This is a genomic window from Mucilaginibacter sp. (genome assembly GCF_025362475.1).
Classification (GTDB): Bacteria; Bacteroidota; Bacteroidia; order Sphingobacteriales; family Sphingobacteriaceae; genus Mucilaginibacter.
In genome coordinates this window covers 41783-54023 of the sequence record NZ_JANYGH010000009.1, presented here as the reverse complement: position 1 = coordinate 54023, position 12241 = coordinate 41783, and the positions used below count along the sequence as shown (strand labels likewise).

The window sequence follows — 12241 nt, the reverse complement described above, 5'->3', positions numbered from 1 at the left end:
AATTCATCATACATTTGAGCAACCGGGTTTACCCACTCTAAGTTTTGTTTTGATTTAGGACCAAAAGTATACTCTAAACCACCGTAAGTATAAGAGTAGTGGCTAAAAGTAGGATAAGTGTGAGCACCAGAGAAGTTATATCCCTGTACAAAGCTAACAGTGTAACCTAAGTTTAAAGCTAACGCATCAGATAATCTGAATTTAACACCTGCACCTACAGGAGCAAATAATTCTTTCACGTTTTTATCACCGAATGGTAAAGTATTTACAGTACCTCCTGCAGATGTATTGCTCTTAATTTTATACATATCTAAACCTAAACCGGCAGATGTATAAAAGTTAACGCTGTTTTTGCGGTGTAAAAAGCTAACACTTGCAATGTTGAATACACCACTGATAGCTCCTGAATTGAAAGAAGTTTTATACTCGGTGATACCAAATTTCTCAGTTCCTGCTTTATCAATACCGTGAACTTTACCACCTAAGTAGTCTAATTGTAAGCTAAAGGTGTGAGATAGTTGTTGCCTTAAAGTAACACCATAACCCAAATCAACTTTGAATTTGTTTGTAGTGTTAATAGTAAATGGAACAAGTCCGTCTGTAATACCAACGTTAACGCCGATACTAAAGGTGTTGTACTGACCAATACCACCAAATACCTTGGCAGTAGATGTTTCAGACGAAGTTGTAGTTGCTGTTTTGGTGGAATCGGTTTGAGCATTAGCCATACCTACAACCATCAAAGAAGCAAATGACAATGCGACTGTTTTCTTTAATGTAGAATAATTCATAGTTTTTAAGATTAAACGATTTTAATTGTGATTTTTTTCAAATTTAGTAATTATGTTTGAAACGATGACCAAACATTGTTCCAAAAATTGTAATAGTTACACAAATAAGGAAAAAAAAATGATTTATTAAAATAATCAATTATTAAATATGAAATATTCTGCGATTCAAAACACTTTGTTTACAAATAATAGAAAAAATTTCGTTTCGAGAACAAAAAAGGGTTCGATTGCCATTTTTCATGCAAATGACGAGTATCCTGTGAGCGGAGACCAGACCTTTTCCTTTAAGCAAAATCCGGATTTTTTTTACCTTACTGGCATAGATCAGGAGCAAAGTATACTTATTTTATATCCGGATTGTCCTAATAAAGCATACAAAGAAGTACTTTTTTTAAGACAAACCAATGAACATATTGCTATTTGGGAAGGACACAAGTATACCAAAGAGGAAGCAAGGCTTGCATCGGGCATCGAGAGTGTTTATTGGCTCCATGAATATGATACGATTTTACATAGTATCATAAATTATGCCGAGCATATTTACATCAATACCAATGAGAATGATCGTTATGCCCATACGGTACCTTACCGTGATCTACGGATGTATGAGGCTTTAAAACAGAAATATCCTTTGCATAAATATGAACGCTCGGCGTTGATTTTGAGGGATTTACGGGTTGTTAAATCCGGCATTGAGGTTGAGCTTACCCAAAAGGCCTGTGATATCACCAACGATGCATTTAAGCGGGTGCTGAAATTTATAAAACCAGGCGTTGCTGAATATGAAATAGAGGCCGAAATAACGCATGAATTTTTAAGGCAGCGGGCTACAGGGCACGCTTACCATCCTATAATTGCATCAGGTAAAAATGCTGTGGTACTTCATTATATTGATAATAACCAGGTGTGCAATGATGGCGATGTCATTCTTTTTGATTTTGGAGCTCAATACGCTAATTATAATGCAGATATGAGCAGATCTGTACCGGTAAATGGTAGGTTTACCAAACGTCAGCGTGCCGTTTATGACTCGGTTTTGCGTGTTATGCGTGAGGCAACCAAAATAATAGTGGCCGGTACCATTTTGAACGATTACCATGACGAAGTAGGAAAGATAATGACAAGCGAACTGATAGGGCTTAAATTGCTTGATAAGCATGATGTTGCTAAGCAGGATGCTAATGCGCCTTTATATAAAAAGTATTTTATGCACGGTACATCGCATCATTTAGGGTTGGATGTTCATGATTTTGCAAGCAGGTATAAAGGCTTTGAAGTTGGAAATATACTAACCTGCGAACCAGGTATTTATATCCAGGAAGAAGGACTGGGTATAAGAATAGAAAACAATATTTTAATTACTGAAGGCGGCAACCGCGATTTGATGGTAAACATACCCATTGAGGCCGACCATTTAGAGGAGATAATGAACAGTTGATTGTTTGATGAATAAAGCTTTTTTGTAATAATAGCTACCTTATGTACGTGTCCACAAAATTGTACAGGTTAAAATTTCCTTTTTCCGAAGCTTCAGCAACATCTTGCTGAAGCTTTTTTTTATCAATGTGTTGGGTTAATTTATGCTGGATTAGTTTGTACGCTTTTTCTGCCAGTAATATTTCGCGGCGTTTGTTTTTAAAGTTTGATGATGTCTTGATGAAATCCGCAACCTCCTTAATCCCATTTGCTTGTGATGCGATGGTTTTGAAAACAGGTGGTTGCTCATGTTTCTTTTGAGTTAATATTTTTTTTAAGTTGTTTGCAAAAATGTCAGCGTCAGCCCTGTCGGCTTTATTAATAATAAACGCGTCGGCAATTTCCATAAGGCCCGATTTAATATGCTGGATCTCATCACCAGCTTCGGGTACCAGTACCACAAGGGTAATATCAGCCAGCCCGGTTATCTCAATTTCTGATTGGCCAACACCAACTGTCTCAATCAATACATAATCAAATCCGGCTGCCCGTAATACATCGGCCATCTCGATGGTTTTGGCAGATAGGCCGCCTAATGAGCCCCGGGTAGCCAACGAACGTATAAAAACACCGGGATGGTTAAAATGCGATGCCATCCTTATTCTGTCGCCAAGCAATGATCCAAAGTTAAATGGCGAGGTTGGGTCAATAGCCAGTACAGCTATTTTGCTGCCATCCTTTAAAAGCACATCTATCAACGCGTTAACAAGGGTGCTTTTGCCGGCCCCAGGCGGGCCGGTAATACCAATAATAGGGGTGGGTTTATTAAATGTAAGGCTCTTTAACAGTACGTTACTTTCGGCCAGGTCATTTTCAACAATGGTTAGGGCTCGCGCCACCTGCTTAAAGTCGCTGTAATTAATCATTGCCGGTTGGGTAAAAACAGTTGCCACATTTATGTTTGTAACTGCAAATGACGAAAATTATCATTACATAAGGCAATTTAATCTTTATTATTGCAGTTGTACAGCGGTTAATTTGCCTGTAAATATGCAATCATAAGCACAATGCCCCAATCCGAACAAAAAAAAATACAGCATATATTAATCAGCCGGACTGATGCCATTGGTGATGTGGTGCTTACCCTGCCCATGGCAGCCTACATAAAAGAGCTAATTCCGGGAGCCGTTGTTTCATTTTTGGGCCGTACATATACCCAGCCGGTTATAAACACCTGTGCTGCCGTAGATATTTTTATCAACTACGATGAGATAAAGAAGTTGCCGCAAAATGAGCAGGCTCTTTACTTGAAAAGTAAAAAAATTGATGCTATTATCCACGTTTTCCCTAATAAACATGTTGCCGAAATAGCAAAGGCAGCCGGGATAAAATTAAGAATAGGTACCACCAACAGGGTGTTTCATTGGTTTACCTGTAATAAACTGGTAAAACTAAGTCGTAAAAAATCAGATCTGCATGAAGCTCAGCTAAATCTTATATTATTAAAAGCCTTAGGGCTAAAATTGGTGCCGTCGCTACAGAATATTGTCAGTCATATTAGTTTTGAAAGCAAAACCTTGCTTCCTGACGAATTAGCAAAAAAACTTCCTGTTGATAAATTTAATCTTATCATCCACCCAAAATCCCATGGCAGTGGTATGGAGTGGGGGCTTAATAATTTTGAAGAGCTCATTCATGCTTTGTCTGCTGATAAATACAATATTATTATAACAGGATCAGACAAAGAAAAACTGTTACTGGCCGATTGGATTAAAACGCTGCCGGCAACTGTAACAGATATGACAGGTAAAATGACCTTGCCGCAATTGATAGCTTTTATAAGCCATGCCGATGGATTGATTGCATCGGGAACAGGTCCTTTGCACCTGGCGGCTATGGGTGGTATTAATACATTGGGTTTATTTCCATCGGTAAGGCCGATCCATCCGGGGCGTTGGGCACCATTGGGTGTTAAGGCGGGATACCTGGAAAGTAATACAGCTACCATAAGCCAGATTACGGTTGATATAGTGGCCGAAAAAATAGCCACCTGGCAAAAATAAATAACAAGCTGGGCCGTTGCCAGGCATACCGCATTTAAAGTTTAAATGGAGGCAGGCCATCGCTGTTCTGCTATAAGTAATTTTGCACAGATACATAATCAAAATACTTGTGTATCTGTGTTAGTGCGAAAAAAAATACCTTCCCTTATATCGTATTGAGGGTATCTGCAGTAGTATTGTGTGGCCCAACTGTAAAAATAATAATATGCAGTTTTATCCGCAGGTTGCCGCATGTAAGCTGTTGCAATTTTAATGCAGGTAAACAAATTGTAGCAGATAGCCATTGATATGCGTATAGGGCTTAAAAGAAGCTTTTGTTAGACAAAAAACTTTTGCGTTTGGTAACCACGCTTTGCAAAACAATGATCATAACTGATAGTTGACGTTAGCATAACGGCATGCAAAAAAATGGAGCAAACTGTAAAATGTAATTTTGCCTTACGCATAATTACAACGGGCTCTATAATTGATGACACTTGGCTGTATGGTGAGTGCTAAAACAGGTATGGCTTTTGTACCGGTATTAGCCAGTACATGTATTAAAACATCAGCCGTAAATTTTTATAAAACAGCACAACACGCTACCTATTATTGTACAGATGAATGAAACCAATATTTTAATAACACTGGATTCCATGCGTTATCCCAATACGGGATTATATCATTTTGGTAAAAGTTTGGGGCATGCATTGATAAAGGCCGACGATCCTCGGTTTAAGTTAAATTTCTTTTTACATCACAATACCAAAGAGTTTGATAATGAGGCAGTGGATAAAATGTATCTTAAAAAGTATCACAAATTCTTTTTTGTCAACTATAAAAAAATAAAGCTTTTTCATTTTACAGACCAAATGTCGAGGCTAAAGCCAAAAAAGGTTTGGGGCGAAAAAAAGATCCTCACCATTCATGATATCAACCAGGTACATGAAAACGTGAGCGCAGAAAAATTAAATACATATATTAAAAAGTTGGGCGAGCGGATTTACAAGTGCGAACGGATAGTCGCTATATCACAATTTGCTGCCAATGATATACTCAACTATTTCCCTGATATTGCTAATAGGATTAGCGTTATTTATAACGGTGCTGAGAAATTGGAATTAAAGCATGGGCATCAGCCTAAATATCTACCGCAAAAAAAGTTTCTGTTTGCTATAGGTATTATATCGGCCAAAAAGAATTTTCACGTACTGCCCGCGCTATTGGTAGGTAATGATCATGAGCTGATAATAGCCGGCATTATTACGCCGTATGTTGATCAGATAAAAGCAGAGGCAAAAAAACACGGCGTTGCCGATAGAGTAAAAATACTTGGACCGGTATCTGACGATGATAAGGCATGGTATTATAAAAATTGCGAAGCCTTTGTATTTCCGTCCATAGCCGAGGGTTTTGGCTTGCCGGTGATTGAGGCCATGCACTTTGGTAAGCCTGTTTTTGTGTCGACCCGTACATCGCTGCCAGAAATTGCAGGTGATGCAGCCTATTATTTTGAAAGTTTTGAGCCGGAAGCGATGCAACAGGTTTTAAGTATTGGTTTACGCCATTTCTATGAACAGGATACATCGGCAAAAGTAATGGCGCATGCTGCCCAATATAACTGGGATACAACAGCACAGCAATATTTACAATTGTACCACGATGTTTTAGCCGGCAATTGACCGGGCTTTGCCTTTTAATTTCCTGAACATAAAACGGAACCATAGCTTAGGGCCAAAGTTTTTGAGAATAAGAAAAGGTTTGTCTTTTTCAAAAACTACATCTTTATAGTGGCTTGACATGCCTCCATCTGCAAACTTTGCTATTACATAATCAAGGTAATAAAACTCCAGCTCTTTATCACCAAAACAAGTCATGTTAAAAGCAAAATCGGCCGATGATTTGTATTTTAAGTTATAACTATGTTTTTCAAAAGCCAGTTTGGGGTAAATTATTGATTGTTGAATTATGCCCAGCTTGGCCAGGTAATAATCAGATACCTTGCCTAATGGTTTAAGGTGCCGGGTAAGCACACTGGCATAATAAACCCTGTTAGGTGATGATAGCGCGCCAACCATGGTTGAAAAATCGGGCAGTAATTCATCATCGGCGCCTAAAAAATAGATCCATTGGCCTGTAGCTTTTTTTAGTGCTTTGGTCATGGCGTCGTAAATGCCCTTATCAGGTTCGCTTATCCAGTAATTGATACGGCTGTTATTGGCTTCTAAAATTTCCTTAGTGCCATCGGTACTATTGCCGTCAACAATAATTAGTTCAATAGCAGGGTAGGTTTGCGCGAAGATGCTGTTAAGACAGGTTTGCAATGTTTTAGCCGCGTTGTAGGTAACAACGATAACCGATATAAGCTTGCTGTTTGCAGCTATAACTTCTTCTTTCGCGTTTAGCATCATACTATTACTTAAATTTGCAACAAGGTTTTAATCGGCTAAAAATAGAACAATGGTTCAAAATAAAAACATCTAAATAAAAACTGTTGAAAATATTATTTGATCATCAATACTTTTCCTCTCAAAAATACGGCGGCATCACCCGGTATTTTGCAAATTTGAACCGGGGCTTCAATGAAATTTCCGGCACAAAATGCACAATAGGAGCCTTGTATTCCGAAAATGAATATATTAAAAACTTAGCCCTTCCTTTAAACAATGCAGTAGGGAAAGCTTTTTTTAAAGGCCATAACAGCCGTACCTATAGGTGGAACAAGCGGTACTCCAATTTGCTGATAAAGGCAAATAACTTTGATGTTTTTCATCCCACTTACTACGATACAGATCTTTTAACAGACCTTAAAAAGCCCTTTGTGATAACCGTTCATGACATGATCCATGAGCAGTTCCCTGCTTTTTTTCCTGATGCGGATATTATTATTGCACGTAAAAGGCAGATGATTGAAAACGCCGACGCTATAATTACCATATCACAGCATACTAAAAGCGATATAGTGAAATTTTTTCCGGGGACGAATGCTAAAATAAGCGTAGTGCATCATGGGTACAACCAGAACGTTTTACCGCCAGCCAGTTTATCGCTTCCGGGCAATTATATATTGTACGTTGGCGATAGAGCTTATTATAAAAACTTTGCCCTTTTCGCAGAGTCAATAACTCCTGTTTTACAAAATGGTAAAGATTTGAACCTGTTATGTGTTGGGGGCGGCAGCTTTAACCAAACCGACCGTGATTTGCTAACTAAACTTGGAATTGCAGATAAATGCAGGCAGCTAACTGCTACCGAGGCAGAGTTACAGCAAATATATCAACAGGCCCAACTATTTGTATTTCCATCATTACAGGAAGGCTTTGGTTTGCCACTGCTGGAGGCCTTTGCCAATAATTGCCCGGTAGCATGCAGCAATACCACCAGCTTGCCCGAAGTTGCCGGCAATGCAGCCGAATACTTCGATCCGCTCGATAAAGCCGCCATAGCCGGCGCAGTAACCAACGTTTTATATAATAATGATTTAAGGCAGGAGCTTGTTAAAAACGGGCAGCAAAGGCTGCAGCTTTTTACGCAAAAAAACTGCGTTAATAATACGTTAAACATATATAAATCTGTTATATAACTGCCCTTGGTAGCAGACATTAATCATTATGCACCTTTAAAGCTAAGTATGCCTTATTTTGTATAATTTCACATTTTTATAAATACTTTAAATGAAAATTTATTTCAGGCTGCTCTCATTTGCCAAACCGATAGAGAAATTTGCTATCCCATATATATTTTTTACGCTATTATATGTTCTTTTTAGTACGTCAGTATTGGGATTGCTGGGGCCTTTGCTTAATACGTTGTTTCTGGGGAGTAGCAAAACCGATCCTTTAGCCGCCGTTAAAGCGGCTAAAGATATATCCACCTTTGATATAACCGGGTGGTTTAAATATTATACCGCCCATTTTATTAATGATTATGGAAAATGGTTTGCACTGAAATTTGTATGCGGTGTAATAGTGGTGGCGGTATTTTTAGGTAACATATTTAGATACCTGTCTCAGCGCATTATGGAAAGCCTGCGTATACATACCTTGCTTCGTATTCGTAAAGCTGTATTTGATAACGTAATGAGTTTGCATATGGGGTATTTTAGCAATGAGCGTAAAGGCGATATCATGTCTAAAATAGCATCTGAAGTTCAAACTGTGCAGTTTTCTGTAACGGGGACCCTCCAGGTGGTTTTTAAAGAACCCCTTTTGTTAATTGGTTACCTGGTATGGCTGTTTATGATATCGGCAAAGCTTACCCTTATTTCGCTGCTTATATTGCCGGTGGCTGGCTTGTTAATTTCCCGTATTGTAAAAAAGCTACGTTCACAGGCTATTGAAGCACAAAATTCATATGCCAATATGATAAGCCAACTTGATGAGGCCTTATCCGGCATTAAAATTATCAAAGCATTTAACGCTACCGATTTTAGCATCAAGCGGTTTGATGATGAAAATGTAAAATATTCAAAGATAACCAGGGCGATGTCAAAGCGCCAACAACTTGCCTCGCCGGTTTCCGAAACATTATCGGTAACCATGATCTCATTTGTGGTGCTTTATGGAGGGTATCTTATTTTTAATAATACATCAGCACTTAGTCCCGGCGATTTTATTGCTTACATAGCCTTGTTCTCGCAATTAATGCGGCCGGCCAAAGCCATCGGCGATTCGTTCAGCAACATCCATTCGGGACTTGTTGCCGGCGAACGCATATTGGCGCTTATAGATGAGAAACCAATGATTGTAGATGCCCCGGATGCAATTGCTGTTGATGACTTTAAGGATGCTATCAGGTTTGAAAACGTTTCTTTTGCGTATAAGGAAAAAGATGTGTTAAAAAACATCAATCTTACTTTACCCAAAGGTAAAACAATAGCACTGGTAGGCCCATCAGGCGGTGGTAAATCAACACTTATGGATATGATCCCCCGTTTTATTGAACCTCAAAGTGGTCGTATCATGATAGATGATCATGAAATTAAGGAACTAAAAACAACATCTTTGCGTGCGCTGATGGGCTTTGTTAACCAGGAGTCTATCCTGTTTAATGACACCATATTTAATAATATAGCTTTTGGCAAGCCTGATGTAACACAGGAACAGGTAGAGGCGGCAGCTAAAATAGCTAATGCACACAACTTTATTATTGAAACCGATAACGGTTACCAAACTAATACAGGTGATCGTGGCTCAAAACTGTCTGGCGGACAAAGGCAACGCATCTGCATTGCACGGGCCGTATTGAGCAATCCGCCTATTATGTTACTTGATGAAGCTACATCGGCACTGGATACTGAATCTGAAAAACTGGTGCAAGACGCGTTAAACAATTTAATGAAAAACCGCACCTCGCTGATCATTGCCCATCGTTTAAGTACTATTCAAAATGCCGATTTGATCATCGTGCTTGAAAATGGCTGTGTCGCGGAGCAGGGCTCGCACCAGGGGTTGCTGTTAAAGAACGGTATTTACAAAAGATTGATAGAAATGCAGGCCTTTAACGATGGCGGGGAAAATAATACAAGCAAGTAAGAGTTATTATATTATGCTGTTTTTACAGCTTACATCTATTTATAAAACATTAATTGATTGTTGTTTGCATGAGCCATGTAATAATTACTACTGCCAATATTCCTGAACAATATGAGCGCAGGAAGCAGCAATATATCGACTCCATTGAAACTTGTTTAAAATACTCGCATCTTTTCAATTCTTACACTGTATTGGAATGTGTATCTGAAAAAGAAGAATATCTCGATCAATACAATACTGTTTACAGCACAGAGGGAAATCTGTACCCTAATAAGGGACTAAATGAGTTAAATCATTTGAGGGTTTTTCTTGAGGGATCAACATTAAAAGATTCTGAACCTATCATTAAGCTTTCTGGTAAATATATAATTGACGACAGTTATTTTTTTGAAAAGGTAATAGAGCTTCAGCATAAATTCGACAGTATCTTTAAAAACGATGATGATGTTTTTGAGGGGAACGGCTATCATACTTTTTTTTATTGTTTAAAAAAACGGCTGTTTTTGGATACCATTAATAGTATAGATTTTTCACTTGTTAATGACACGCCTATTGAATGGGATATAAAAAACTATTTAATGGTAATGGACAAGCATATTGAAATTGACAGATTGGGTATAACAGCCTACCAGGGTGCAAACTCCGAGAGAATATTTACTGCATAAGGGTTTGGTTGTTTAGCCTTACCTATTAGCGTATTTAAATCAAAATAACCAATATTTGCAGTATGGAAACAGCTATTGCTAATAGTTCAACAAAATCGGCGGTATTATTTATCATATTTAACCGGCCCGATACCACCAAAAGGGTTTTTAGCCAGATACGGAAGGCGAAGCCGCCTCGCCTTTATATAGCTGCCGATGGGCCACGGGTAACAAAGCCCAACGAGGCTGAGTTATGTAAACAGGCCAGGGCCATTGTAAGTGAAATAGATTGGGACTGCCAGGTGCAAACGCTCTTTAAGGATGTTAATGCAGGCTGTAAAAATGGCGTATCATCTGCGCTCGATTGGTTTTTTTCGCATGAGGATGAAGGAATTATCCTGGAAGATGATTGCCTGCCGGCAGATACTTTTTTTAAATATTGTGACGAACTGCTTGAAAAGTATCGCTTTGATACACGTATAAGGCATATAGGTGGCAGTAATCTGCAGGGAGGTAAAATATGGGGCGATGCCAGCTATTATTATTCAAATATGACACATGTTTGGGGATGGGCCGGCTGGCGACGCGTTTGGAAAGAGTACGATAAAAACCTTTCGCGATATGATGAAAATGATGTGCGTAGCGTATTATCAAATATTTTTGACGAGCCGTTAATAGTTGATGCATGGGAGGAGATTTTTAAGGAGATGAAAGGCGGCTTGATAGATACGTGGGATTATCAGCTAACTTTCACCAATTTTTTTAACAACAGTTTATCCATTATACCCAACCATAACCTGATCAGCAACATAGGCTTTGGCGTAAATGCAACACATACTACCCATGCCGATAGCGCGGAGTCAAACATTCCCGTTGTTGAAATTGGCCAAATAACGCATCCTGTTTACATGGTGCCGCAAAAACAGGCCGATTATATTACTTTAAGTCGCGAGTTTAATGTAGTTGGCCGTAAAAAAGACAAAACACTGCGCCGTAGGTTTAAACGATGGATCAAGTCGCCGTTTAAAAAATAGTCCCATAAAAAAAGCCACCCGGCAATCCCTGATGACTCTTTTCATACTGTTTTAATTGTTTTTACTGAAACTTAAATCCGAGGCCAATTTGCCACACCTGGTTGCGGTAATCGGGCAGGTATGAATCGTTATCGGGATGGTTAGCTGTTAAATCAATATTATATCTTGCCCTTAACTCCACATTTCTGGCAACATCAACACTTAGGCCTATAACGCCGCTAACATTGGTTTGGTCGCCGCGGTTATTGTAAAAGTGTTCATAATCGGTATTAAAATCGGTTTCGTATTTGTTACTTGTCGAAGTTAAAAAGTTTATAGAAGGCCCTACCAGGAAGTTAAAGTTTGGCGCAAGTTTAACTTTTAAAAGCAATGGCACATCAATATAATTTGTACGCTGGGTAAACCTGCCATATTGGGTGTTCGCGGCGTAACCCTTGCCAGAATACATGATCTCCGGGGCAAACGATAATGGGTAAACAATAGGAATTTCCAGTGTTAACCCCGCATTAAAAGCAGCTATGGCATCTGTACTAAAATTTGAATCATACGCGTCAATAGTGTTTGCAATATTTAAGCCTGCAGTTAAGCCAACTTTAACACGGTAAAAATCATCGTCCTGGTGGCGTTGTCTTTCATGTCGTTCGGTGCGGTAGGGAGGTCTGCGGCGTGGTCCATAATATCGTTGCGCACTGGCGGTGTAGGCTGCAAATAAGCAAAGGGTAAAAAAGATAATTTTTTTCATCGTTAGTATGTTTTAATATACTCATAGAGTAAAAATTG

The 12241-nt window shown here is 38.9% G+C and carries 11 protein-coding genes and 1 pseudogene; 8 read left to right on the top strand and 4 right to left on the bottom strand.

The features are described 5' to 3' along the window. Positions 1-791: pseudogene (locus Q0R88_RS04590) on the bottom strand (OmpA family protein); the annotation flags it as partial. Between the two features lie 148 nt (positions 792-939). Between Q0R88_RS04590 and Q0R88_RS04585 the strand changes: the two are divergent. Further along, positions 940-2229, top strand: a complete 1290-nt coding sequence (locus Q0R88_RS04585; RefSeq protein WP_295712911.1) for an aminopeptidase P N-terminal domain-containing protein — start codon at positions 940-942, stop codon at positions 2227-2229. Between the two features lie 34 nt (positions 2230-2263). On the opposite strand, the gene meaB is transcribed toward Q0R88_RS04585, so the two are convergent. Further along, positions 2264-3160, bottom strand: a complete 897-nt coding sequence (gene meaB / locus Q0R88_RS04580; RefSeq protein ID WP_295712909.1) for a methylmalonyl Co-A mutase-associated GTPase MeaB — start codon at positions 3158-3160, stop codon at positions 2264-2266. Positions 3161-3274: 114 nt separating this feature from the next. Between meaB and Q0R88_RS04575 the strand changes: the two genes are divergently transcribed. The 3 genes from Q0R88_RS04575 (at position 3275) to Q0R88_RS04565 (ending at position 5931) form a co-directional block, all read left to right on the top strand. Further along, positions 3275-4270 (top strand): glycosyltransferase family 9 protein, encoded by a 996-nt coding sequence (locus Q0R88_RS04575; RefSeq protein WP_295712906.1) that lies wholly within the window; start codon positions 3275-3277, stop codon positions 4268-4270. A gap of 469 nt (positions 4271-4739) precedes the next feature. After that, the gene (locus Q0R88_RS04570; protein ID WP_295712903.1) at positions 4740-4877 is read left to right on the top strand and encodes a hypothetical protein; all 138 of its coding nucleotides are present in this window, start codon (positions 4740-4742) and stop codon (positions 4875-4877) included. Continuing rightward, a complete protein-coding gene (locus Q0R88_RS04565; protein WP_295712900.1) occupies positions 4870-5931 on the top strand; it encodes a glycosyltransferase family 1 protein in 1062 nt (353 codons plus the stop codon). The genes Q0R88_RS04570 and Q0R88_RS04565 overlap by 8 nt, the downstream gene beginning before the upstream one ends. On the opposite strand, the gene Q0R88_RS04560 is transcribed toward Q0R88_RS04565, so the two are convergent. Continuing rightward, positions 5917-6660 (bottom strand): glycosyltransferase family 2 protein, encoded by a 744-nt coding sequence (locus Q0R88_RS04560; protein WP_295712898.1) that lies wholly within the window; start codon positions 6658-6660, stop codon positions 5917-5919. The two genes, Q0R88_RS04565 and Q0R88_RS04560, sit on opposite strands and share 15 nt — an antisense overlap. Positions 6661-6743: 83 nt before the next feature. Here Q0R88_RS04560 and Q0R88_RS04555 point away from each other — a divergent pair, with 83 nt between their 5' ends. From Q0R88_RS04555 to Q0R88_RS04540, 4 genes are all read left to right on the top strand, one after another. Beyond that, entirely contained in the window at positions 6744-7832 is a 1089-nt protein-coding gene (locus tag Q0R88_RS04555; RefSeq protein WP_295712895.1) for a glycosyltransferase family 1 protein, read from the top strand. 91 nt (positions 7833-7923) lie between these two features. Next, on the top strand, positions 7924-9783 hold the full coding sequence (locus Q0R88_RS04550; protein WP_295712892.1) for an ABC transporter ATP-binding protein: 1860 nt from the start codon (positions 7924-7926) through the stop codon (positions 9781-9783). A 68-nt stretch (positions 9784-9851) separates the two neighbouring features. Next, a complete protein-coding gene (locus Q0R88_RS04545) occupies positions 9852-10448 on the top strand; it encodes a hypothetical protein (RefSeq protein WP_295712890.1) in 597 nt (198 codons plus the stop codon). 62 nt (positions 10449-10510) lie between these two features. Continuing rightward, positions 10511-11461, top strand: coding sequence for a nucleotide-diphospho-sugar transferase (locus Q0R88_RS04540; protein WP_295712887.1), 951 nt, complete (start codon positions 10511-10513; stop codon positions 11459-11461). Between the two features lie 61 nt (positions 11462-11522). On the opposite strand, the gene Q0R88_RS04535 is transcribed toward Q0R88_RS04540, so the two are convergent. After that, a complete protein-coding gene (locus tag Q0R88_RS04535; RefSeq protein ID WP_295712884.1) occupies positions 11523-12203 on the bottom strand; it encodes a porin family protein in 681 nt (226 codons plus the stop codon). Positions 12204-12241: the final 38 nt, after the last annotated feature.

What these genes read in the sequence shown, in the direction of transcription:
- Q0R88_RS04585 (WP_295712911.1), top strand. Translation starts at nt 940, where the DNA reads ATGAAATATTCTGCGATTCAAAACACTTTGTTTACAAATAATAGAAAA.
- Q0R88_RS04575 (WP_295712906.1), top strand. Translation starts at nt 3,275, where the DNA reads ATGCCCCAATCCGAACAAAAAAAAATACAGCATATATTAATCAGCCGG.
- Q0R88_RS04570 (WP_295712903.1), top strand. Translation starts at nt 4,740, where the DNA reads ATGACACTTGGCTGTATGGTGAGTGCTAAAACAGGTATGGCTTTTGTA.
- Q0R88_RS04565 (WP_295712900.1), top strand. Translation starts at nt 4,870, where the DNA reads ATGAATGAAACCAATATTTTAATAACACTGGATTCCATGCGTTATCCC.
- Q0R88_RS04560 (WP_295712898.1), bottom strand. Translation starts at nt 6,660, where the DNA reads ATGATGCTAAACGCGAAAGAAGAAGTTATAGCTGCAAACAGCAAGCTT.
- Q0R88_RS04550 (WP_295712892.1), top strand. Translation starts at nt 7,924, where the DNA reads ATGAAAATTTATTTCAGGCTGCTCTCATTTGCCAAACCGATAGAGAAA.
- Q0R88_RS04545 (WP_295712890.1), top strand. Translation starts at nt 9,852, where the DNA reads ATGAGCCATGTAATAATTACTACTGCCAATATTCCTGAACAATATGAG.
- Q0R88_RS04540 (WP_295712887.1), top strand. Translation starts at nt 10,511, where the DNA reads ATGGAAACAGCTATTGCTAATAGTTCAACAAAATCGGCGGTATTATTT.
- Q0R88_RS04535 (WP_295712884.1), bottom strand. Translation starts at nt 12,203, where the DNA reads ATGAAAAAAATTATCTTTTTTACCCTTTGCTTATTTGCAGCCTACACC.